Source organism: Leifsonia sp. NPDC077715 (assembly GCF_040686855.1).
Classification (GTDB): domain Bacteria; phylum Actinomycetota; class Actinomycetes; order Actinomycetales; family Microbacteriaceae; genus Leifsonia.
This window is the reverse complement of record NZ_JBFBOG010000002.1, coordinates 898,568-921,029: the sequence shown is the minus strand read 5'-3', so window position 1 is coordinate 921,029 and position 22,462 is coordinate 898,568. Positions and strand designations below refer to the sequence as shown.

Below are 22,462 nucleotides of genomic sequence, written 5' to 3'. Positions count from 1 at the left end.
CGATCGGTCTCAGGTCGTCCCCCGCCGCCGCAGGAGGAGCACCACTCCCAGCGCCACCGCCAACAGCGCGGCCCCTGCCGTCCCGCCGACCGGAGTCGACGATCCCGTGTCGGGCAGGCCGTCCGCACCACCGGTGACCTCGGCCGTGTCCATCCCGCCTCCTCCACCCGGAACGTCCGGCGGAACGACCGGCGAGGCGGTGACCTCGACGGTGACCGTCGTGGTCGCGCACAGTGTCGGGGCGACGGCCGCGCAGACCGTGTACTCGAAGGTGTCCGTACCCGTGAAGCCACTGTCGGGGCTGTAGACGATCGCCGATCCCTCCACGCGCACCGTGCCGTGCGCCGGGCTCGCGGTGACGGCGGGCGCCCCGACGGCGCCGAGGTCGTTGCCGGTCACGGGGATGCTCACCGACGTCCCCTCGGTGGTGGATGCGCTGTCCGGGTACGCGACCGGGTACACGTCGACGGTGACGTCACCGGTGTCGCACAGCACGGGATCCCCGTCGTCGCAGGCGATGACGGAGTACGCGTCCGTGCCCGCGAAGCTCCGCCGCGGCGTGTACGTCGTCCGATCGCCGGCGACCGACGCCGTCCCCGTGCGCGGCGGGATGCCGCGGGCGAAGGCCAGCGTCTGGCCGACGTCGGGGTCGCTCGCGCCGATCGGGCCGGTCACCGGGACACCGACGATCGTGACGAGATGCAGAGCGTCCACGACCGGCGGATGGTTGACCGGGCGCACGTCGATCGTGACGGTCGCGGTCGCACAGAGCGTCGTGTTCGTCGGCGAGCAGGTCACGTACTGGAAGCTGTCCTGACCGGTGAAGCCGGCCGCCGGCGTGTACGTGATGGAGCCGGTTGCCGGGTCCACCATCGCCGTCCCGTTCGCCGGGGCGGCCGCCAGCGCTGTCCGCAGCTCCGCCCCGAGCGAGTCGTTGGCGGTGACCGGGATGCTCACGGGTGTCTCCGTGCCGGTGACCGCGCTGTCGTCCACGGCTGTCGGGCTGATCGGCAGCGACACCACGGCGGAATCGCAGAGCACGGGGTCCCCGTCGTCGCACACGGTGTAGGTGAACGCGTCGTCGCCGGTGAAATCGGGATCCGACCGGTACGCGAACCCGCCGCCGGCGACCATCACCGCGGTGCCGTGCGGGGGCGGCGTCGTGATGGTGAAGGTCAGCTCCTGCCCGGTGTCCGGGTCGGTCGCCGTCGCGCGCCCGAATAACAGTTCGTCGGTGAAGCCCGGCCGCACCAGCGGGTCGGCGACGGGCGGGTTGTTGGCGACCGGCGTGGTGCCGACGACCACGGTGTCCACCTGGCTGTCGGCGCTCGTGCCGTCGTTGTTCGACGGGTTCGGATCCGCCGTGTCCGCACTCGCGTCGGCGGCATCGTGCAGCACGGTCCCCACCGGGGCGGCCTGGGAGATCGTGACGGCGAACGACGCCGATGCCCCCACAGCCAGCGAGCCGACGGTCCACGAGATGGCACCGCCCGCGACCGTGCCGCCGTCGGCATCCACGACGCCCGTCGTCTCGGCCGGAAGCGTCTCATGCACCACGACGCCCGTCGCATCGTCGGGCCCCTGGTTGGTCACGGTGATGGTGTACCCGATGTCGCCGTTCGGCAGCACCACCCCGGGGCCCTGCTTCGACACGGCGAGGTCGGCGAACGGCATGACGTTGGAGCTGCAGCCGGAGAGCGGGGCGTCGGGCGCCGTGGAGCGGGACGTGACCACCCGGATCACGTTCGCGATCGTGCCGGTCTGGACGTCGAAGATGCTGCCGGGCGGCGCCTGCGTCTGCACCTGGATCGGGTTCCCGGCCGAGTCTCCGGTGAACCTGCCCTGCACGCTCGTCGGTCCGGCGAACTGATAGCCGCCGAATCCGCTGACGGTGCCGTCGTCCGTCAGCCCGGTCGACGCGAGCAGGCCCTCCACCGACTGCCGCCAGGTGCCGTTGTTCCGGAAGGTGCCGCCCGCGACCACGATGCCGGCGTTGGTGGAACCGGCGGCGCCGTTGGTGAGTGCGCCCGAGGCCTCCACGCGGCAGGCGTTCGCGAAGACGGCGCCGCCGTTCAGGGTGAGGATGCCGGCGATCTGCACCTGGCCCGTGTTGTCGAACCGGCCGTTCAGGGTGGCGTCGCCGTTCACGGTCAGCCGGCCGGCGTTGTCGATGGTCGCCCCGGTGTTCAGGTTGAGGCCCCCGGCGACGGTCATGGTGCCGTCGATGTCGAAGACGCCCGCCGACGGCGAGAACGTGCTGGACACCGTCAGCGAACCGCCGGACGGGACGACGAAGCGGGACGCTCCGTTGACGTTCAGCCCGGCGAACGTCACGGCGCCCTCGGCCCCCAGCGAGAAACCCGTGCCGACGGAGAGGGAGGGGAACGTCGCGACGCCGCCCTGCGCGACCACCACCGCACCCGAGCCGTTGTTGAGGTACGCCGGCCGGAGGGTCGCACCGGAGGCCACGCAGAGCGTCGCGCCCGAGGGCAGCGCATCCACACCGCCGGTGAACGTCCCGGACGCGAGCAGCACCGTCTCCCCCGGCGCGAGGCTCACCGACGAGGCGGCGGGGTCGAGCGTGCGGGTGGGCGCGTTGCACTGGGTGGCGAACGTCGCGGAGGCGGGAGCGGAGGGCACCCCGAGAGCCAGGAGAGCTCCGACGGCGAGCGCCGCCAGCGCTCCGATGCCGCTCCGCATCCCGAATCGCGCCATGGGGGCAGTATGGCCGGGCGACCGCTCGGCGGCCAGACCCGGCGTACGGCCCGCGCACTCAGCCCGCGGCGCGCGGAACCTCCGCTCCCTCCAGGTACGCCTTCAGCGCGTCCATGATGTAGCGGGAGCCGTCCACGGTCTCCTGCCCGTGACCGCCGGCGTGCACGAGCGTCACGACGCACCCGTCTCCGTCGGGCTCCACGGTCCAGGTGAGCGTGCCCTGGTCCTCGCGCTCGCCCGACCAGGCGGCGATGAACTGGTGGCTGTACGAGCGCGGCGGGTCGTACGACAGGAGGGCGCCGGTGATCTGCAGCTCGTCGCCGGCGTAGTACTCCAGGGGCTCGCCGACCGTCCAGGTCGTGCGCACCTCGGAGCCGTAGTACCAGGCGGCGGTGCGGGCGGGCTCGGTGATCGCCGCCCACGCCGCTTCGGGCGTGGCGTCGATGCGGACGCGGTAGACGCGGTCCTCGGTCATGGTGTCTTTCCTTCCAGATCCCTCTTCAGTGCGGTGAGTCCGGATGCCGTGCGTGCGCCGAAGTCGTCGATCCAGCGTTCGGCGAGCTGCACGATGGGCACCGCGTTGAGATAGCACAGCCGCTGGCGCCCCACCTTGCGGGTGACGACGAGGTCGGCTGCTTCGAGCACGTGGATGTGCTTGAGCACGACGTGGCGCCCGAGCGGCGCGACCCTCTCGGTGAGGGATGCGATGGGCTGCCCGTCCTGCTCACGGAGGGCGTCGAGCAGCCGGCGGCGCGTGGGATCCGCGATCGCCTGGATGACGTCGTCGGTGCTCATACCGACACAATAGGTGACTCTAGGGTCACCTGTCTAGACTGGGTCCGTGGAGGCGTTGGTCGTCTGGGCGAGTTTCATCGGGGCGTGGTTCCTCGTCGCCGGTCCCCTGTTCCAGGGCTCGGTGGAACTGCACCGCATCGAGTCGTCGATCGCGAAGGAGGACACAGCCCTGCCGTCGCGGTACTGGTGGCTGCTGCCGCCGGTGATGTACTTCCTCACGCGCCGTCTGATCGCGGCCGATCCGTCGGTCGGGTCGCGCGCGCGGCTGTTCCGCGCCTCGGGGACGGGATGGTTCGCGGTCTCGGCGGGCGGAGCACTGTTGGCGACTCAGGAGACCTGGGAGCTGACGCGGTACCTGCACGCGGGGGACGCCGCCTTCTGGGCGATCTACCTGGTGCTGCTCGCCGCGTCCGTGCTCAACACGTCGTTCCGGATGATCCGCGAGCGGGTCAGGGCGGGCGGACCCTCCTAGAAGGCGGCGATCCCCTTGCCGATGACCGCGACGCCGATCACCAGCAGCAGCACGGACATGACGGCGGCGTTGTGGTCCACCAGCCAGCCGCGGAGCGCGTTCAACGGTCCGCGGAACGCCGACGCCGCGACCAGGTAGCCGACCACCGGGACGAGCACCGAGATCGCGGCGATCAGCGTGAACACGGCGATGACGACCACCGCCGACCCGACCGACAGGCCGGCGGTGCCGATCGTCACGCCGGCGGAGGCGGCCAGCAGCAGGTTCTTCGGGTTGATCGCGGCGAGCAGGAACCCGAGCACGAGCCCACGCGCGGCCGTCATGTCGTCGATCGCGTCCATCCACTTCGGCAGGGCCGCGGTCTCGCCGGCACGCGGGCGCGACCGCCACTGGCGCAGCGCCAGGAGGAGCAGCAGCACACCGAGCACGATCTCGATCACGCCCACGATCGGCTGGGAGGCGTCGGGATCCGCCGCGGGGATGAGGCCGGACAGGAGGCTGAACACGACGACGGCGACCAGGATGCCGACGACCCAGCCGACGAGGAAGCCGACGCCGGTCGACCGGGCGCGCGGCGAGAGCAGCATCAGGATGGCCGCGATGATCGGGATGGGGCTGATCGCGATGCCGACCGCCAGCGGCAGCACCTCTCCGATTGCCTGGAGCACCAGAAGTCCTTTCAGCGGGCGTCCGCGTCGGTCCGCAGGGCCGCGATCGCCGCCCGGTTGGTGTCGAAGACGGTGATGCCTTTGTCGAGGCCGAGCTGGTGCAGCCGGTCGAGGATCCCCGGGCGGACGCGGCTCAGCGCGAGGCCGACTTCCCGCGCGGACAGGAACGCCCGCATCGACTCCCACGCCTCCGCGCCGGTCACGTCGACGTCGGTCACCGCCTCCATGTCGAGGACGACCTGTCGCGCCCCGGTCGCGGTGACCGCGGAGGTGACGGCCTCCCCGAACGCGGTGCTGTTCGCGAAGAACAGCGGCGCGGCCAGTCGGATGACGACCACGCCCGGCGCGGTCAGCGTCCCCGGGTCGGCCGGGTCGAGCAGGGAGTGGGTCGGGTCGCCGTCGGACGACAGCGTGTCGATCGGCGGGTTCGCCGCCCGCCTGGTGACGTTGACGACCGCGAGCACGAACGCGATCACGATCCCGGCGATCGGTCCGATGAACACCGCGCCGAGGAAGCACACCGCGCCGACGGCGAACTCGAACCGGTCGAGAGACCACAACCGGATGAAGTCCGGGATTCCGAGCAGCGGCACGACGGCGACGGCGACGATCGCGCCGATGACGGGAGACGGGATGTCCTCGAGCAGCGCCGTCCCGAAGACGAGGAGAAGCAGCGTTCCGGCCGCGGTGACGAGCGATGGGAGCTGGGTGCGCGAGCCGGCCTGGTCCATCGCCGCGGTGCGGGACGTGGACGCGCCGACGAAGAAGCCGCCACTCACTCCGGCGCCGAGGTTGCCGAGGCCGAAGGCGAACAGGTCGCGGTTGGGGCTTGTCGCGTAGCCGCGGCGCTCGCCGTAGGACCGCGACACGAGCAGCCCCTCCCCCATCGTCACCAACGTCAGCGCGATGGCCGACGGGATGACCGCGAGCCACTGCCCCCAGTCGATCACCGGCCACGTGAGGCGGGGCGGGCCGGCCTCCACCTTTCCGAGCACCGAGACGCCCGCGGACTCGGCGCCGGTGAGCAGCACGACGATCGTGGCGAGGACGAGAACGATGAGCGCCCACGGCACGGCGCGCGCGATGCGCCGCCCGGCGAGCAGGATGAGGAGCGACCCGGCCGAGATCAGCACCGACCAGACGTTGACGCCCGAGAGCCCCCCGATCAGGCCGACGAGCTTGTCCACGAACTCCCCGCCGGAGTCGATCTTCACGCCGAGCATCTTGGCGACCTGCGACACCAGGATGTCGAGCGCGAGACCGCCGACGAAGCCGACCAGGATCGGCTTGGAGAGGAAGTTCGCCAGGAACCCGAGCTTGAAGATCGCGCTCAGCAGGAACAGCGCGCCGCCGATCAGCGCCTGCGCGAGCGTCAGGGCGATGTAGTTCCCCTGGCTGACAGCGAGCCCGCCGACGGAGGAGGCGACGAGCGCCGCGGCCGCCGCATCCGGCGACGCGACGACCTGCCGGGAGCTCACCGTGAGGGCGTAGAGGATCGACGGGAGGACCAGCGCGTACAGCCCGGCGGTCGGCGGTAGCCCGGCGATCTGCGCGTAGCCGATGTTGAGCGGGATAGCGATGGCCAGCAGGGTCACGCCGGCGAGGAGTTCGCGGACGAGGTTGCGGCGGGTGAGGCCGGGCAGCAGGCGGCGCGGCGGTGCCGCGGTGCCTGCGTCGGCCATGCGCGCTCCCCTCGTGACGTGCGGGCAGGGTATCGCCAGGGGTTTCGGGGCGTCTAGACGCTAGTCCGCGGCCGATCGCGCGAGGAAGGACTCGCGTTCGTCGGTCTGGGCGCGCAGCAGCTGGTCGTACTCGTCTTCCAGCTCGGCGATCTGGCGGCCCGCGCGTGCGACCTTCTCGTCGACGATGACGGAGGTGCGACGCAGTTCCTCGCGGAAGCCGGTGTCGTCGCCGACGCCGTCGCGAGCGGCGAGCTCGTGGAACCGTTCCTGCACGTCCCGGACGCGGGAACGATAGTCGTGGACGTACTGCTCCGCCAGGTCGATTCGCAGTCGTGCGCGCGTGCGCTGGTCCGCGTGAGCGTCGTCGAGTTCGTGGAGCGTTCGGTGGGTCACCATCGGATGCTGTTCACCCCTTCGGAGTAGTCGCTTCGCCGGGTCAGCTCGGTGAGGCCCTGTTTCACTTTGTCGCCGACAGCGCCGGCGAGCACACCGTTGCTGACGTCCGCCGCGCCCAGGGCGGTGTGGATGCCGGCGTGCGCGGGAAGCACGGTGGTGGACTCGCTGACCTTGACGGCGACGTAGTTCGCGTGGACGAGCGGAGGCAGCATGCTGTGCAGGAGCCCCACCGCCACACCGTGGACCTGCGCCTGGATCCAGGCCTGGACCTCGCCGGCACCGGTCTGGAGTTCGCGTTCGATCCCGCCGAAAAGCTCCTGCACGAACGTCGCCGGGTCAAGCGCACCGTGATTCGACATCAGGCGCCCCTCACTTCTGCAAGCCAAAGCTCATCGCCCAGCGGGCGTCGTGTTCGAGGGTGTGGGTCACGGACCGGGTGATCCCGTCGCTGAGCTGGCCGACCAGGACCAGGTGCTCATCGACCAGTCGGGCGACGCGGTGAACCGCTTGTTCGTCCACGTTCTGCCGAACATGCAACCTGTTCACGTCCACGCATAGGTCGATGTCGTATGCGGTGATGTACGGCAGACCGGCCACAGCGTTCTTCGCCGCCAGTAAACCCGCCTCCATCCGTGGAAGGATCCGGCCGTTCGCCTCCTTGACCTGTATCAACGCGGACGCGGTGCCGGCGATGCTCGACGCCAAACCGAGCGCGGCGGCGGAGTTCACCGCGATCATCGCTCCGGACGCGTACTTGGCCAGCGACGCCATCGCCGCTGGGCTTCGGGCGATGCCGGCGAGCACCGAGATGCCCGGGGAGAGGGTGATCGATGCGCCCGGGGCGATCGTGTCGACCGCGTTTCCGATCACGTCCTCGAGGCGACGGCCCTTCGCCCCCGCGCCGGCGATCGAACCATCGGGGTTGAAGCTGAACGCCTTGTCCTTGCCGATGTCGTGGTAGCTGGGCGCGTCCCGCCCGGGTTCGTCGGCGACGTAGTCGGCGGCACCGGTCCTGTTGCCGAGAATGTTCCCGACGACGTCCCACACGTTGACATAGTTGTGCAGCCGGTTCCGGCCCGCTTTGGTGGCGGCCTTCAGCCTGTCCTTGGTCCGCCCGGTCAGCGAATCCCACGGGTCGGGCGCGTTGAACGTGGTGGAATCCCAGTCGTTCTCCGCCGCGACCAGCAACGCGAGGAACCCGCCCAGCGAGTGCCCCACGGTCGACATCGTCGCTTGCGGATACCGAGCTCGCACCCGATCGGCGAAGAAGTGCGCGTCCAGCACCTGCGATCCCGGTCCGTTCTTGCCCCCGATCACCGTGGAGACGTCCTCGAGGATGTCCGCCCGATGGTCAGGGTTGGTGCCCGCATAGACGACCACGACGTGGGACGTGTCCACCACACCGTTCACGACCGGCGCGACAGCCATCGCCTGGAAACCGTTGGCCTCGTGGTTCTCGGAATCAAGAACTTCGTACCGTTGCAGTGTGCCGGCGGGATCGACGCGAACACAGAACCGCTTGCCCTTCGTATGCGGAGGATGGTGCCGCAAAGGATCGACCGAGTACGCCTCGTCTGCAAGACGCAAGTACTCTTCGGCGGTCGTCACTCGATCACCTCGGATGTTCCGTCGCTGTACATCACCGTCAACGGCAGGCGCGGCGAAGGGGTTGGCGCTTCGGGAGGCTCACCGTTGTCTCCGACGAAACCTACTGCGCTGTGCGGGGTGATGAGCACCTCGTAATCCACGCCCTTCACGGTGGCTACCGCATTCACTCTCCACGACGCACCCAGCCCCGGCCTGCCACCATCCTGAGTGAACCGAATCCTCTCGACGTCCGGCTGTGACCAGTCCCGGTAGAAGAGGGCGGCCTCGCGCTGCAGTTCCCGAACTGGAGGGTCTGGAGTCATCAACCGATCCTTGAACATCGAGCAGGCTGTCAGACCCGCAACGAGGACGACGCCCACCGCAACAGCACTGAGTACCGGTACCACTCGCATCCGCGCCCCGCTTCCTCACGAAACGGCCGGACCACCCGAGCCTCGACCGGACGGATGAACCCGTCACTCTAGAAGACGAAGCGTTCTACCGATCGTGACGCCGCTGTATCCGAGCAGTTTCGGAGAAGCCGCGCCCCACCCGCCCGCCCTATCGTCAGAACCATGACGAAGACGACAGACACCACAGCCCCCGCCTTCACCGACGAGGAGCGCGCCGCCATGAAGGAGCGCTCGACCGAGGTCAAGCGCCAGCGGCGCGGCAAGGCCAGCCGGGAGGACGACACCCGCGACCTGCTGGAGAAGATCGCCGAGCTGCCGGAGCACGACCGCCGGCTCGCCGAGCGCGTCCACGCGATCGTGACGGAGAGCGTGCCCGACGTGTGGCCGAAGCTCTGGTACGGGATGCCGGCGTACGCCGTCGGCGGGAAGACATTCTGCTTCTTCCAGCCGGCCTCGAAGTTCAAGTACCGCTACTCCACGCTCGGGTTCAACGACCCCGCACACCTCGACGACGGGACGATGTGGCCCACGGCGTTCGCCATCCTGGACCTCACCTCGGCCGACGAGGAACGCATCCGCGAGCTGGTGATCCGCGCCGCGGGCTGACCCCGATCCGCCCGCGCGGGCGGCTGCACCCCTGAACGGGTGTCCCCCAAAATGCCGCTACCGGGGTTCGCCCGAATCGGTCAAGCTCATCGGGTGAGTGAGCAGACAGACGTGGATCGGGATGCGGGGTCGACCCGCGTGACCGTCCTGCGCCCGCATCGGCACCTGTTCATGCGCGGCATCATCGCGGTGCTCGCCCTCACGACTCCGGTGTTCGCCGTGATCTACTGGCTCACCATCCCCGGGCCGGCCTGGCCGTATGTGCTCATCGCCCATCTCGTGGTCATCGGGGCGACGGTCGTCGGGGTCGCGTCGTTCCTCAACACCACCATCAGCATCAGCGCGGACGGCGTGCGGGAGCGCGGGTTCTTCGGGCGGACGGTGCACGTCGCGCCGGGCGAGGCGGGCGCGGTGATCCTGGTGCAGATGTACGAGGGCAGCACGCTGGACGTCCTCCCCCAGCTCTTCGTCGCGTCCTCGCAGGGCCGCCTCCTGATCCGGATGCGGGGCCAGTTCTGGTCGCTCGCCGACATGGAGCGGGTGGCGGAGGAGTTGGATGTTCCGGTCACCCGGCCGGACGAGCCGATGACACTCAACCAGCTGCGGCGCACCTGGCCGCGGCTGCTGTACTGGTTCGAACGCCTCCACCTGCGTCCCTGACGGCGGCCGCATCGTGCTGCCCGAGGACGCGTTGGCCGCGGTCTGCGAACGCCTGGGGGTCCGCCCGGACGGCGCCGCCTTCGCAACCGCGTCGAGCGTTCTGCAGCCTGTGCGGCGCAACGACGAGCGCGCGTTCCTGAAGCTGGCGACGTCGGGCGAGGAGCGGGCCGGGAACGCGGTCCTCCGCTGGTGGGACGGCGAGGGCGCGGCGCGGGTGCTCGCGGGCGATGGGGATGCGGTGCTGCTCGAGCGCGCGGACGACGATGGCGGACTCACCGCCCTGGCGCGGTCCGGGACCGACGGCGACGACGAGGCGGCGCGCATCCTCTGCCGGGTCGGGAGGCGGCTCCACGCGGCGGGGCGTGGGCCTCGGCCCACGGATCTGTTCGACCTGCGGCGCTGGTTCCGCGATCTCCTGAGCTCCGACGGCACGGACCCGGACGGGATGCTCGCAGCCGCCGCGCGGACGGTCGACGAGCTGCTGTCCCATCCCTCCGGTGACGTGGTCCTGCACGGCGACCTGCATCACGGCAACGTCCTTCGCTTCGGCGAGCGCGGCTGGCTGGCGATCGACCCGAAGCCGCTGCACGGCGATCCGGGATTCGACGTCGCGAACATCCTCTGCAACCCGGACGCGGCGGTGGCGCTCGCGCCGGGGCGGCTGGAGCGCACGGTCGCGATCATCGCGGCCGAGACCGGGATGACGCCGCGGCGCGTGCTCTCGTGGGCGCTCGCGTGGGGTGCGCTGTCCAGCCTGTGGTCGGCCCAGGACGGCGGCGACGGGTCGGTCGCGCACGGGATCGCCGTCCGCGCCCGGGCTCTGCTCGCGCCCTAGCGCCGCCGCCGGGTGCCGAAGATGCCCTCGACGACACTGCCGAGGATGTCGCGCGTCGCCTTCGATCCGAGCACCTGCTCCAGCACCGTCTTGTTCGACGATGAGCTCCGGCGCGATGTCGACCGGGAGGTCGTCCGCGGCGCCGTCTGGCGCAGGATGCGCTCGTACTCCTTCTGCGCGGCCGCCTGCGCCTTGGCGTCGGCCTTCGCCTGCGCTTCGGCCTGCTTCTGCGCTTCGGCGGACGCCTTGGCCGCGTCCGCCTCGGCCTGCGCCTGAGCCGCGGCGGCGGCCGCCGCATCCAGCTTGCGTCCCAGCATCTCGCGCGCCGAATCCCGGTCGAGCGGGGTCCCGTACTTCGCTTGCAGGGGCGACGCCGCGATCGTCGCCTGCACCTGATCCGCCGGTGCGGGCGACATCGAGCCCTGCGGCGCGCGGAGGCGCGTCCATGCGACCGGCGTGGGCGCGCCCTTCTCGTTCATCACCGTCACGACGGCCTCGCCGGTGCCGAGCGACTGCAGGACCTGCGCGAGGTCGTACCCGGAGGTCGGATACGTCGACACGGTCTGCTTGAGCGCCTTGGCGTCGTCCGGGGTGAATGCGCGGAGCTGGTGCTGCACCCGCGAGCCGAGCTGCGCGAGCACATCCGACGGCACGTCCTTGGGCGTCTGCGTCACGAAGAAGATGCCGACGCCCTTCGACCGGATGAGCCGCACGGTCTGGGTGATGGAGGCCAGGAAGTCCTTCGACGCGTCCCGGAACAGCAGGTGGGCCTCGTCGAAGAAGAACACCAGCTTCGGTTTGTCGAGGTCGCCGACCTCGGGCAGGTCGTTGAAGAGGTCGGCGAGCAGCCACATGAGGAACGTGGAGAAGAGCGCCGGCTTGTCCTGCACGCCCGGCACCTCCAGCAGGCTGACGACGCCGGTGCCGTCGGGAGCGAGCCGCAGGAACTCCGCGGTGTCGATCTCGGGCTCGCCGAAGAACGCGTCGGCGCCCTGGTCGGCGAACGCGATGAGCTCGCGCAGGATGACGCCGACCGTCGCCGCGGACAGTCCGCCGAGCCCGGTGAGCTCCTCCTTGCCGTCGTCGCTCGTGAGATACGTGAGCACGGCGCGCAGGTCGGCGAGATCCAGGAGCGGGAGGCCGGCCTGCTCGGCATAGTGGAAGACCAGCCCGAGGCTCGACTCCTGGGTGTCGTTGAGGCCGAGCACCTTCGAGAGCAGCAGCGGCCCGAAGCCGGCGACGGTCGCGCGGATCGGGACGCCGGCGCCGACACCGCCGAGGGAGAAGAACTCGGTCGTCGCGGCTCGAGGCGTCCACTCCTGGCCGATGCCGCGGGTGCGCTCCAGGAGCTTGTCGTTCGGCTGGCCGGGCGTCGCGATGCCGGAGAGGTCGCCCTTGATGTCGGCGGCGAAGACGGGGACGCCGGCGGCGGACAGCTGCTCGGCGAGCACCTGCAGGGTCTTGGTCTTGCCGGTGCCGGTCGCGCCGGCGACCAGTCCGTGCCGGTTCGTCATCGCGATCGGGATGCGGATCGGGACGGCGGGCTGCGGGTTGCCGTTGACGAGCGCGCCGAGCTCGAGCACAGCTCCGTCGAAGGCGTAGCCGGCGCGGACCGCCTCCACCTCGGAGGCGTCGAGCGGACCCGCGGTCGTATCCGCGCCCGCCGGTGCTGTCGGCGCAGCCGGCGCCGCCGCCGCAGCCGCCGTCGCAGCGGCGGCCGCCGCAGCCTCGCGCAGCGACGTCGCCCGCGCCTCCGCCGCCGCGGACGCCTCCTGCGCCTTGCGCACGGCCTCCGCCGCTTCCGCCTGCAGCCGTTCCGCCTCATCCGCGGCCGCTTGGGCCTCGGCCTGCGCCTTCGCCAGCGCGTCCGCGTCGCTCATGCCGGACACTCTACTGGCGCGCCCTGGACAGGAAGAAGGGATGCGGTTGCGTCGCCTCCAACGCGAGGCGGTGCGCCAGCGGCGTCCACACGATGATCGCGACGCCGGCGCCCAGGATCAGTCCGCCGATCGTGTCACTCACCCAGTGTGCGCCGAGGTAGGTCCGGCTGATCGCCATGAGCACCGCCCAGACGACGCCGAGGATCCACACCCACACCCGCGGGAACAGGATGCCGAGCACGACCACCATCGTCGCCGCGTTGGCCGTATGCCCGGACGGGAATGAACCCGTGTCCGCGTGCACCAGGATCTCGGTCGGCCGCGCCCGTCCCACGGTGTGCTTGAGGATCTGCACGCAGACGACCGACACGATGCTCGCGATCGCGAAGAAGGCGGCTCCCCACGGCCTTCGGAACGCGAGCAGCAGCAGGAAGATCACGAGCGGCACGACGAACGATCCGACGATCCCGCCTCCCGCGTAGTTGAAGAACAGCGCGGGCCCGAGCCACAGCGGGGAGCGGTGCTCGACGATCTCGCCCATCCACTCGGTGTCGATGCCGAACGGCAGCTTGGGACGCAGGGCGATGATGATGCCCAGCACGACCACCAGCGCGACCGCCACGGACGCCGCGATGACCGGCCACCGGTTGGTTACGCGCCGCGCTCCGGCGACATCGTGCCCTTCGGCGTCCGGTTTCACGGGAGAGGGTTCGGCAGCGCTCATGACACGACAACGTACCCGCCGCGGCATGCGCCGCCTAGGGACGACTCAGTGCGCGAGCTCGGGGACCGTACGAGGCCGCACCACCAGCCACAGCGACGCGATCGAGATGAGCGCGCAGATCGCCATGACGGTGGCCATCGGGACGGCGCTGCCGACGCCGAGGATGCCGACGATCGGCGAGATGATCCCGGCAGTCCCGAAGTTGAGCGCGCCGAGCAGGCTCGCCGCCGTCCCGGCCTCGGCGCCGTGGCCGTTCAGCGCCAGCACCTGGACGCAGGGGAAGCCGAATCCGCACGCCGCGATGAAGAACCAGAGCGGGATCGCGATGCCCCAGAGACCGACGTGCGCCTGGTCGAGCACCACGATCGTGACGGACGCGACGAACATGACGATCGTGGAGCAGGCGAGGATCCACTGCGGGCCGACGTACTTGGTCAGGCGCGACGCCGACTGCACGCCGATGATGATGCCGATCGAGTTGACCGCGAACAGCAGGCCGTACTCCTGCGCGTTGAACTTGTAGATCTCCTGGAAGATGAACGAGCTCGAGGACAGGTACGAGAACAGCCCCGTGAAGTTGGCGGCGCCGACGATCGCGATGCCGACGAACAGGCGGTCGCTCAGCACGTTCTTGTAGCGCTGGCCGACGGTGGAGTGACCGGCGTCGTGGCGACGCGCCTTCGGAAGCGTCTCGACGATCCACAGGGCGACGCAGGTCACGACGAACAGGCCGTAGACGGCGAGCACGACGAAGATGCCGCGCCACGGCATGACGAGCAGCAGCCAGGATCCGATCACCGGCGCGAGCACCGGGGCCAGGCCGTTCACCAGCGCGAGGCGGCTGAGCATCCGGACCAGCGGACGGCCGCCGAACAGGTCGCGGACCATGGCCATCGCGACGACGCCGCCGGCGGCCGCGCCGATGCCCTGCAGGGCACGGGCGACGCCGAGCAGCTCGACGTTCGGGGCGATCGCCGCCGCGAGGCACGCGATGATGTGGACGGCGGTCGCGACCATGAGCGGGGTGCGGCGGCCGATCTTGTCCGACCACGGGCCGACCAGCAGCTGCCCGACGCCGAAGCCGATCGTCGTGGCCGTCAGCGTGAGCTGGATTGCTGCGGTCGACACCTGGAAGTCGTTCTGCAGCGTCGGCAGCGCCGGCAGGTAGGTGTCGATCGTGAACGGTCCGAGTGCCGTCAGGGCGCCCAGGATGAGGATGTAGGCGAGGCGCTGGCGGCCGGAGAGCGAGTCTCCGGGATGCACGACGGTGGTCACGAGAAGGTCCTTGGCGAGTCTGGGGGCGGATAGGCGCGCGCCCGCCATCGGACGCAGCAGAAGAGAGCACCGCGTCGGGGACGCGGTGCGGGGACCCGGGCTTCGAATCGATTCGAGCCATCGGATACGTCCCATGTTATACGAGGCCGCCCCGGAATGTGAACGTGCGCATGGACGACGTGCGTGAACGTTCGCGGCGGGAACAGGTCAGGACGCGGGCGATGCGAGCAGCGGGCCGAACGCGCGCTCCGCGGCCCCGATCATGAGGATGTCCGAGCCCAACGCCGCGCGCACGATCGACAATCGCTCGGCGCTCGCGGCGAGCGCCTGCTCCCCCACCAGCCGCGGCAGGCGCTCGGGGTCGAGCGCGTGCAAGGCGCCGAGGAACCCGCCGAGCACGATCAGCTCCGGCGCGAAGATGTTGGTGGCGTTCCGCAGCGCGACGGCGAGGAACCCGATCTGCCGGTCGACCTCGGCGCGCACGGCGGCGTCGCCGGCGGCGAGTGCGGCATCCAGCGCCCGCTCCAGTTCGTCCGCATCCGCGGCCTCCAGGCCGAGCACCCGGAACAGCGCGCGCTGGCTCACCTCGGTCTCGAGACACCCGGTCGCCCCGCAGTGACAGCGGACTCCCGCCGAGTTGACCAGGGTGTGCCCGAGCTCACCCGCGTACCCGCTGATGCCGGTCAGTGGCCGGCCGCCCGCGATGACGCCCGCGCCGATGCCGGAGGCACCGCCGTTGAGGTACACCAGGTCGCTCGCGCCGCGTCCCGCGCCGAACAGCCGCTCGGCGTCCGCGCCGAGGTTGGCGTCATTGGCGGCGTGGACGGGCAGGCCGGTCGCGGCGGACAGCTCCGCGGCGAACGGCTCGTCCACCCAGCCGAGGTGCGGGGCGAGGCGGACCATCCCGTCCTCCTCGCGCACGAGGCCCGGGACGGCCACGCCGATGCCGACGAGGCGGCTCGCGGCGCTCAGCTCCGGACGCAGCTGCGCGATCGCGGCGGCGACGATCTCCACGGCCTCCGCGGCGGTCGGGATGCGGCCCGTCGGGTACCGGAGCCGGCGGCGCACAGTCGCGTCCAGGCCGACGACGCCGACGGTCACCGCGTCGATCTCGGGGTTGATCGCGAGCGCGACAACCCGCCCGTCCGCCTCGACCACCGGTGACGGACGTCCGACGCGGTTGCTCGACGCAGGTTCCCGCTCGCGGACGAGGCCCAGCGCGGTCAGCTCGCCGACCAGAGCCCCGACCGTCGACCGGTTGAGCCCGGTCGCCTGGGTCAGCGCGGAACGGGCGAGCGGACCGTCCCGGTGCACCAGCCCGAGCACGGCGGCGAGGTTGTGCCGCCGCACCGTGTCGAGGTTCGTCCCCGGGCTCGTCCTGCCGTCCATGTCGCAGGCAACCCTACCGGCGCGACGGTCGGCGCCGGCCGGTCACCACGTGTCGGGGCGCGCGCCGTGAGGCACGGGCGCCGGACGTTCGACCGTCGAGGACAGCTCCACGACCTCGTGGGTCGCACCCGCGCGGAGCACCGACTCCATGATCTCGAGCACGTGGAAGGCGAGCTCGCCGGAGGCCCGGGCCGGCCGATCCGTCTCGATCGCCCGCGCCAGGTCGGCCAGGCCGTAGCCGCGTCCGGCGTCGGCGTAACCGGCCACCGGATCCACGTCGCGGAAGTCGCGATCGTCGGCCGTGGCGAGCTGCACGGTGTCGGAGAACATGTTCGGGTCCGGCACGGCCAGGGTTCCCGCGGTGCCGTAGACCTCGAACTTCGGCGAGCGCGACGCCCACACCTCGAACGAGACGGTCACGGTCGAGATGACGCCGGACGCGTGCTCCAGGATCGCGGTGACGTGCGTGTCCACGTCGACCGGCACGACGGAGCCGGCGAGCGGACCAGTGGCGACCCGGCGCTCCCGCGTCGAGCGCCCCGTGGCGCCGGAGACGCGGACCACCGGCCCGAAGAAGGTGACGAGACTGGTGAGGTAGTACGGCCCCATGTCGAACAGCGGCCCGCCGCCCGGCTGGTAGTAGAACGCGGGCGCCGGATGCCACAGCTCGTGCCCGGGCGCGGTCCAGGCGACTGCGGCCGCGACCGGGTCGCCGATCGCGCCCTCGTCGAGGAGCGCCCGCGACGTCTGGATGCCCGTCCCGAGCACCGTGTCCGGGGCGCTCCCGACGCGCAGCCCCCGCGCAGCGGCGCGCTCGAGGATGGGCGCGGCCTCGGCAGTGGACAGCGCGAGCGGCTTCTCGCCGTAGACGTGCTTTCCCGCGTCGAGCGCACGGAGCGCGACCTCCGCGTGCGCGGCCGGGATCGTCAGGTTGAGCACCACGTCGACCCGCGGGTCGGCGAGGAGGGCGTCGACCGACAGCGCTTCGACCCCCTGCTCGGCGGCGACGACGGCTGCGCGGTCGAGGTCCAGGTCGGCGACGGCGGTCAGGTGCAGGTTCGGCAGCTGCGGCAGGTGCTCGAAGTACTGCTTGCTGATCACTCCGACGCCGATGACGCCGACGTTCAACGGGCGGCCCACAGCAGCCCCCTCTCGATGATGGTGCGAACCGGACGGCTCTCGACGATCTCCAGCCGGTGGCCGGGAGCCGAGACGAAGATGCGCCCCTTCCCCCACTGGCGCGTCCAGATCGCGGGCGAGGTCACCGGACGGTTCCAGGCGTCCCAGGGACGGACCTCCTGCGTGGTGGTGGCGAGCACGTCGTTGTACTCGTCGCTCAGCACCCAGTACTGCTCCGTCACGAGGTCGAAGTCCTCGATCCCCTCGGTGATCGGATGCGTCTTCCCATAGTCGGTGATGTGCACGGTGTACGGGATGTAGTTGTCGCTCTGGTCGCCCACGCGCTCGGCCGGGTCCTTGCCCGCATGGTGGGCGAACTGCCCTCCGATCATGTGCAGGTAGTCCGCGTTGTTCCGGTAGGAGTCGGCGATGCCGCCGTGCCAGCCCGCCATGCCGGTCCCGTTGAGGACGGCGTTCCGCAGGCCCCGGAACTCCCCGTCCTCGATGGTGTTCATGGTGTTGACCTGGACGATCAGATCCACGTCAGCCAGGTAGTCCTCGTCCGCGTAGACGGCGGTGCCCTCTTCGACCCGGACGTCGAAGCCGTTGTCGCGGAGGAACGGGATGAACAGGTCGGTGGTCTCGACGGGCATGTGCCCGTCCCAGCCTCCGCGGACGATCAGTGCGTGCTTGCTCATGCTTCCTTCGTGGGTCGGGGTCGGTCGATCAGGGGATGGGGGTCCAGGCGCTGCCGTCAGCAGCGCTGCGTTCGACGGCGTCGAGGACGCGCTGGATGTGGAGGCCGTCGGCGAACGACGGCTCGGGGTCCTCTCCGGCCGCGATGGCGGTGACGAAGTCGACCACCTCGTGACTGAAGGCGTGCTCGTAGCCGATCGCGTGTCCGGTGGGCCACCAGTTCGCCATGTAGGGATGCTCGGGCTCGGTCGCGATGATCCGCACGAAGCCCTGCTCGCCGGCCGGGGCGGTCGCATCGTAGAACTCCAGCTCGTTCATCGACTCCAGGTCGAAGGCGATGGCCCCGCGCGAGCCGCTGAGCTCGATCCGCAGGGCGTTCTTGCGGCCGGTCGCGTAGCGGGTCGCCTCGAAGGCACCGATCGCGCCGGCCGCCGCCCCGCCGTCGAGGCGGGCGGTGAACCAGGCGGCGTCGTCCACGGTCACCTGGCCGCGCTCCTCGGAGGCGGTCCCGGAGAGCCCGACCGTCTCGCCGAGCAACGGGCGCTCCTCGACGAAGGTCGCGAGGGTGCCGGACACGCCGGCCAGCCGCGAGCCGGTGAGGTATTCGACCAGGTCGACGGCATGCGCGCCGATGTCGCCCAGCGAACCCGACCCGGCCGCCGCCTTGTCGAGGCGCCAGGTCATCGGACCGTCCTCGTCGCGCAGCCAGTCCTGGAGGTAGAGCGCCCGCACCTGACGGATCTCGCCGAGTCGTCCCTCCTGCACCAGCCGCCGGGCCACCCCGATCGCGGGCACGCGGCGGTAGCTGAAGCCGACCATCGACCGGATGCCGCGCGCTGCGGCGCCCTCGGCCGCCTCCGTCATCGCCTCGGCCTCTGCGACCGTGTTGGCGAGCGGCTTCTCGCACAGGACGTGTTTGCCCGCGGCGAGCGCGGCGATCGCGATCTCGGCGTGGCTGTCGCCCGGCGTGCAGATGTCGACGATGTCGATGTCCGGATCGGCGACGACCTCGCGCCAGTCGGTGGCGGCACGCTGCCAGCCGAAGCGGCGGCGCGCGTTCTCGACGCGGGCGGCGTCGCGCCCGACGATCACGTCCATCACCGGCTCGGCGGGGAGGTCGAAGAACCGCGGTGCGGTCCGCCAGCCCTGCGAGTGCGCCGCGCCCATGAAGCCGTAGCCGATCATGGCGACCCGGAGCCGGGGTGTGTCGTCGGTCATCGTCGGCCTTCCTCCTGTGGATCCCTCAGCGACGCTAAAGCGGCCTCGCGAACCGGAGCAAGTTTCTGCCAGAGGTTGGAAAACTTTCGTTCAGCCGCGCGGCGGCGCCGTCGAGCCGCGTTCGACCAGGCTCGTGGCGAGCTCCAGCCGGGTGCTCTCCGCGGCCGCCGCTCGCAGGCGGAGCGCCAGCCGCGCGGCCTCCTCCGCCATCTCCTGCAGCGGCTGCCGGATGGTCGTGAGCGGCGGGCGGGCCCAGGACGCGGACGGCGCGTCGTCGAATCCGACGACGGACACGTCGCCCGGCACGTCGAGGCCGAGCGCGAACGCCGCGTCGTACACACCGAGCGCCTGCATGTCGTTGGCGCAGACGACCGCGGTCGGGCGGTCCCCCGGCGCGACGCCGAGCAGGCGGTGCCCTTCCCGTTCGCCGTCCGACCGCGAGAAGCCCGCGGACTCGACCGGTGCCGGAGCCGGGAGACCGGCCTCCTGCAGGGCCGCCAGGTACCCGGCCACCCGCGCCCGCGAGCACAGCAGGTCCGCCGGACCGCCGATCGCCGCGATGCGTTCGTGCCCGAGGGCGACGAGATGACGCGTGGCGGCCAGCCCACCCGCCCAGTTCGTCGCGCCGATCGCCGGCACGTCCGGCGGCGGGTCTCCCGCCGGATCCACGACGACGAACGGGATGTTGCGCGCCCGCAGCTGCCGCCGGTGGTCGGCCGTGAGGTTCGAGAACTGCAGCACCACCGCGACCGGCTTGCGCCGCAGCACCCCGGTGATGAGGTCGTCGCCGGCCGCGTGGTAGTCGCCGATCGTCGACAGGGTCATCGCGAGCCCCGCCTCCCGCGCGACCCGCTCCACGCCGCGGATCACCTCGACCGACCACTCGCTCGCCAGGTTCTCGAGCACGAGCTCGACCGTCTCGCCGCGCTCCGCATCCACACCGCGGCGGGCGTAGCCGGAGTCGTGCAGCAGGTCCTCGACCAGCCGCCTCGTCGCGGCCGCCACGCCGGGCCGCCCGTTGAGCACCTTGGACACGGTGGAGAGCGACACGGACGCCTCGCGGGCGATCGCCTCCAGCGTCGGTCGGGTGGGCTCGGACATGGTGCCACTGTCGCACATCCACTCGGCCCCCTTCGCGGCGGCGTCGTCGCGGTGTGCCACAATGACGGCCACGCCGACCTGCGCCGGGTGTACCCCGCCGCCGCCGGCCCTCCCCGGAAAACCGCGCCGAAAGCGAGACCGATGCCGCTCACCGACCTGTCCCACGCCGACCTGCTGACCTTCCGCCCCGAGGTGCAGGAGCCCGCCGACTTCGACGCCTTCTGGGCGCGCACCATCGCCGAGGCGCGCGCGGCGGGCGGGGTGCCCGAGCTGACGCCGGCGGAGACGCCGGTCACCCAGCTCGTCGTCGACGACCTCGTGTTCCCAGGCTTCGGCGGCGAACCGGTGCGGGCGTGGGTGTCGCGCCCCCTCGGAGCGGACGGCCCGCTGCCCGCGGTCGTGCAGTTTCAGGGCTACGGCGGCGGCCGTGGGCTCGCCGGCGAGAACGTGTCGTGGGCGCTCGCGGGGTACGTGCACGTGTTCGTGGACACGCGCGGCCAGGGCAGCGGATGGGGCAGCGGCGGCGACACCCCCGACCCGCACGGCTCCGGGCCGGCGACTCCGGGCGTGATGACCCGCGGCATCCACTCGCCCGAAACGTACTACTACCGCCGGGTGTTCACCGACGCGGTGCGCGCGGTCGACGCCGTGCGCGAGCTGCCGTTCGTCGACGCGTCGCGGATCGCCGTGACGGGCGGCAGCCAGGGCGGCGGCATCGCGCTCGCGGCGGCGGCTCTGTCGGACGATGTGGCCGCGGCGATGCCGGACGTCGCGTTCCTCTGCGCCTTCCGCCGCGGCGTCGAGGTCGCGGTCGGCGGTCCGTACCAGGAGATCGCGACCTACCTGTCCGTGCACCGCGACGAGATCGAGGACGTGTTCCGGACGGTCTCGTACTTCGACGGCGTGAACTTCGCCCGCCGCATCCACGTGCCGTCGCTGTTCTCGGTGGCGCTGATGGACACCGTGGTGCCGCCGTCCACGACGTTCGCCGCGTACAACCACCTCGCCGCGGAGGACCGCGCGATCGAGGTCTACCCGTTCAACGACCACGAGGGCGGCGGCCACCTCCAGTGGCGCGCGCAGGCCGCCTGGCTCGCCGCCCGCTTCGGCGCCTGACCCCTCCGCGATTCGTGCCGAATGTGCGGAATAGCGCCCCCAAAACGCACATTCGGCACGAATCTGCGGTGGGTCAGGCGGGCGGGGCGGTGGTGGCGCGGCGGACGAGGCGCGTCGGGAGACGCAGGTGCGTGCGTTCCGGCGTCTCGCCGTTCATGAGGGCGATCAGCAGGTCGGCGGCCGCCGCGCCCAGGCTCTGCATCGGCTGGCGCACGGTGGTGAGCGGCGGGCTGTACTGCGACGCCTCGGGGATGTCGTCGAAGCCCACGACGGACAGGTCGCGCGGCACATCCAAGCCGAGTTCCGCCGCCACCTCGATCACCGCGATCGCAGAGATGTCGTTCGCCGCGAACACCGCCGTGGGCCGGTCGGCCCGTGACAGCAGGGGCAGGGCGACCTCCTTCACGGTGTCGTGCTCGTACCGGCCGACCGCGACGAGCGAGGGGTCGAACGGGATGCCCGCCTCCCCCAGCGCGCGGCGGTAGCCCGCGTCGCGGAGGCTCGACGAGCGCAGATCCGGACGTCCGGCGACGAACGCGATCCGGCGGTGCCCCAGCCCGATCAGGAAGGCGATCGCGTTGCGCGCCCCGCCGAAGCTGTCCGACTCCACCGTGGGCACGTCCGCCCGGCCGGTGTGCGGGTCGATGGCGACCATCGGCACGTCCGCGTTCGCGCTCACCACGGTCGGCGTCACCATGATGACGCCGTCGATGAGCGTGCCGCTCAGCCGGCTCAGCGAGCGGCGCTCCCATCCCTCGCTCGAGGGCTGCCGTGAGCCGCTGTACGCGAGGAGGTCGTACCGGGACTCGTGGAGGGCCGCGCCGACGCCTTTCAGGATCTCGGCGGAGAAGGGCTCGAAGTCCGCGACGAGCACGCCGATGACGCCCGTGCGGCGCGACCGCATACTGCTCGCGACCAGGCTGGATTCGTACCCTAGCTCCTGCACGACTTGGAGCACACGCTCGACCGTCTCGACCGCCACACCGTAGCGGCCGTTCACAGCCTTCGAGACGGTGGCAACCGAAACACCGGCTGCCTCCGCCACGTCATTGATGGTCGGACGTCGTCCCATGGCCGTTGAGCATACCGTAGAAAAGGTTTTCGAAAACGTTTGA

General features: G+C 71.2%; 23 protein-coding genes. 5 read left to right on the top strand and 18 right to left on the bottom strand.

The features are described from left to right. Window positions 1-9: 9 nt before the first annotated feature. The 3 genes from AB0P25_RS11520 to AB0P25_RS11510 are packed head-to-tail and all read right to left on the bottom strand — an operon-like array spanning window position 10 to window position 3,510. Window positions 10-2,715, bottom strand: coding sequence for an Ig-like domain-containing protein (locus AB0P25_RS11520; protein ID WP_363807440.1), 2,706 nt, complete (start codon window positions 2,713-2,715; stop codon window positions 10-12). A 58-nt stretch (window positions 2,716-2,773) separates the two neighbouring features. Continuing rightward, entirely contained in the window at window positions 2,774-3,190 is a 417-nt protein-coding gene (locus AB0P25_RS11515) for an SRPBCC domain-containing protein (protein ID WP_363807437.1), read from the bottom strand. Continuing rightward, window positions 3,187-3,510, bottom strand: coding sequence for a helix-turn-helix transcriptional regulator (locus tag AB0P25_RS11510; RefSeq protein ID WP_363807435.1), 324 nt, complete (start codon window positions 3,508-3,510; stop codon window positions 3,187-3,189). The genes AB0P25_RS11515 and AB0P25_RS11510 overlap by 4 nt, the downstream gene beginning before the upstream one ends. 46 nt (window positions 3,511-3,556) lie before the next feature. Between AB0P25_RS11510 and AB0P25_RS11505 the strand changes: the two genes are divergently transcribed. After that, the gene (locus AB0P25_RS11505) at window positions 3,557-3,982 is read left to right on the top strand and encodes a hypothetical protein (protein WP_363807433.1); all 426 of its coding nucleotides are present in this window, start codon (window positions 3,557-3,559) and stop codon (window positions 3,980-3,982) included. On the opposite strand, the gene AB0P25_RS11500 is transcribed toward AB0P25_RS11505, so the two are convergent. From AB0P25_RS11500 to AB0P25_RS11475, 6 genes are read right to left on the bottom strand one after another with little or no spacing between them, the layout of a single operon-like run. Next, complete coding sequence (locus AB0P25_RS11500) at window positions 3,979-4,650, bottom strand: GAP family protein (protein ID WP_363807432.1); 672 nt, start codon at window positions 4,648-4,650, stop codon at window positions 3,979-3,981. The two genes, AB0P25_RS11505 and AB0P25_RS11500, sit on opposite strands and share 4 nt — an antisense overlap. An 11-nt stretch (window positions 4,651-4,661) precedes the next feature. After that, a complete protein-coding gene (locus AB0P25_RS11495) occupies window positions 4,662-6,332 on the bottom strand; it encodes a SulP family inorganic anion transporter (RefSeq protein WP_363807431.1) in 1,671 nt (556 codons plus the stop codon). Window positions 6,333-6,392: 60 nt separating this feature from the next. Continuing rightward, the gene (locus AB0P25_RS11490; RefSeq protein WP_363807429.1) at window positions 6,393-6,725 is read right to left on the bottom strand and encodes a hypothetical protein; all 333 of its coding nucleotides are present in this window, start codon (window positions 6,723-6,725) and stop codon (window positions 6,393-6,395) included. Next, entirely contained in the window at window positions 6,722-7,087 is a 366-nt protein-coding gene (locus AB0P25_RS11485; protein ID WP_363807427.1) for a hypothetical protein, read from the bottom strand. The genes AB0P25_RS11490 and AB0P25_RS11485 overlap by 4 nt, the downstream gene beginning before the upstream one ends. A 10-nt stretch (window positions 7,088-7,097) precedes the next feature. Then, window positions 7,098-8,336: a hypothetical protein gene (locus tag AB0P25_RS11480; protein ID WP_363807426.1), complete on the bottom strand. Its 1,239-nt coding sequence runs from the start codon at window positions 8,334-8,336 to the stop codon at window positions 7,098-7,100. Then, window positions 8,333-8,638 (bottom strand): hypothetical protein, encoded by a 306-nt coding sequence (locus tag AB0P25_RS11475; RefSeq protein ID WP_363807425.1) that lies wholly within the window; start codon window positions 8,636-8,638, stop codon window positions 8,333-8,335. The genes AB0P25_RS11480 and AB0P25_RS11475 overlap by 4 nt, the downstream gene beginning before the upstream one ends. Before the next feature lie 252 nt (window positions 8,639-8,890). Between AB0P25_RS11475 and AB0P25_RS11470 the strand changes: the two genes are divergently transcribed. The 3 genes from AB0P25_RS11470 to AB0P25_RS11460 all read left to right on the top strand — a co-directional run bounded on the left by AB0P25_RS11470 (window position 8,891) and on the right by AB0P25_RS11460 (window position 10,829). Continuing rightward, window positions 8,891-9,334 carry a DUF1801 domain-containing protein gene (locus tag AB0P25_RS11470; RefSeq protein ID WP_363807424.1) on the top strand — a complete coding sequence of 148 codons (444 nt, stop codon included), beginning with the start codon at window positions 8,891-8,893 and terminating at the stop codon, window positions 9,332-9,334. Between the two features lie 93 nt (window positions 9,335-9,427). Further along, a complete protein-coding gene (locus AB0P25_RS11465) occupies window positions 9,428-9,994 on the top strand; it encodes a hypothetical protein (RefSeq protein WP_363807422.1) in 567 nt (188 codons plus the stop codon). A 13-nt stretch (window positions 9,995-10,007) separates the two neighbouring features. Beyond that, the gene (locus tag AB0P25_RS11460) at window positions 10,008-10,829 is read left to right on the top strand and encodes an aminoglycoside phosphotransferase family protein (RefSeq protein WP_363807421.1); all 822 of its coding nucleotides are present in this window, start codon (window positions 10,008-10,010) and stop codon (window positions 10,827-10,829) included. On the opposite strand, the gene AB0P25_RS11455 is transcribed toward AB0P25_RS11460, so the two are convergent. The 8 genes from AB0P25_RS11455 to AB0P25_RS11420 all read right to left on the bottom strand — a co-directional run bounded on the left by AB0P25_RS11455 (window position 10,826) and on the right by AB0P25_RS11420 (window position 20,231). Beyond that, window positions 10,826-12,709, bottom strand: a complete 1,884-nt coding sequence (locus AB0P25_RS11455) for a helicase HerA-like domain-containing protein (protein ID WP_363807420.1) — start codon at window positions 12,707-12,709, stop codon at window positions 10,826-10,828. The two genes, AB0P25_RS11460 and AB0P25_RS11455, sit on opposite strands and share 4 nt — an antisense overlap. 10 nt (window positions 12,710-12,719) lie before the next feature. After that, window positions 12,720-13,433, bottom strand: a complete 714-nt coding sequence (locus tag AB0P25_RS11450) for a phosphatase PAP2 family protein (protein WP_363807418.1) — start codon at window positions 13,431-13,433, stop codon at window positions 12,720-12,722. A gap of 45 nt (window positions 13,434-13,478) precedes the next feature. Continuing rightward, window positions 13,479-14,756: a multidrug effflux MFS transporter gene (locus AB0P25_RS11445; protein WP_363807417.1), complete on the bottom strand. Its 1,278-nt coding sequence runs from the start codon at window positions 14,754-14,756 to the stop codon at window positions 13,479-13,481. A gap of 159 nt (window positions 14,757-14,915) precedes the next feature. After that, window positions 14,916-16,097, bottom strand: a complete 1,182-nt coding sequence (locus AB0P25_RS11440) for an ROK family transcriptional regulator (protein ID WP_363807416.1) — start codon at window positions 16,095-16,097, stop codon at window positions 14,916-14,918. Between the two features lie 42 nt (window positions 16,098-16,139). Further along, window positions 16,140-17,237, bottom strand: coding sequence for a Gfo/Idh/MocA family oxidoreductase (locus AB0P25_RS11435; protein ID WP_363807415.1), 1,098 nt, complete (start codon window positions 17,235-17,237; stop codon window positions 16,140-16,142). Beyond that, on the bottom strand, window positions 17,222-17,914 hold the full coding sequence (locus tag AB0P25_RS11430; protein WP_363807414.1) for a ThuA domain-containing protein: 693 nt from the start codon (window positions 17,912-17,914) through the stop codon (window positions 17,222-17,224). The genes AB0P25_RS11435 and AB0P25_RS11430 overlap by 16 nt, the downstream gene beginning before the upstream one ends. 28 nt (window positions 17,915-17,942) lie before the next feature. After that, window positions 17,943-19,130: a Gfo/Idh/MocA family oxidoreductase gene (locus AB0P25_RS11425; RefSeq protein WP_363807413.1), complete on the bottom strand. Its 1,188-nt coding sequence runs from the start codon at window positions 19,128-19,130 to the stop codon at window positions 17,943-17,945. Window positions 19,131-19,220: 90 nt separating this feature from the next. Beyond that, complete coding sequence (locus AB0P25_RS11420) at window positions 19,221-20,231, bottom strand: LacI family DNA-binding transcriptional regulator (protein WP_363807411.1); 1,011 nt, start codon at window positions 20,229-20,231, stop codon at window positions 19,221-19,223. A gap of 141 nt (window positions 20,232-20,372) precedes the next feature. Here AB0P25_RS11420 and AB0P25_RS11415 point away from each other — a divergent pair, with 141 nt between their 5' ends. After that, a complete protein-coding gene (locus AB0P25_RS11415; protein ID WP_363807409.1) occupies window positions 20,373-21,347 on the top strand; it encodes an acetylxylan esterase in 975 nt (324 codons plus the stop codon). Between the two features lie 73 nt (window positions 21,348-21,420). On the opposite strand, the gene AB0P25_RS11410 is transcribed toward AB0P25_RS11415, so the two are convergent. Next, entirely contained in the window at window positions 21,421-22,419 is a 999-nt protein-coding gene (locus tag AB0P25_RS11410; RefSeq protein WP_363807408.1) for a LacI family DNA-binding transcriptional regulator, read from the bottom strand. Between the last annotated feature and the right edge of the window lie 43 nt (window positions 22,420-22,462).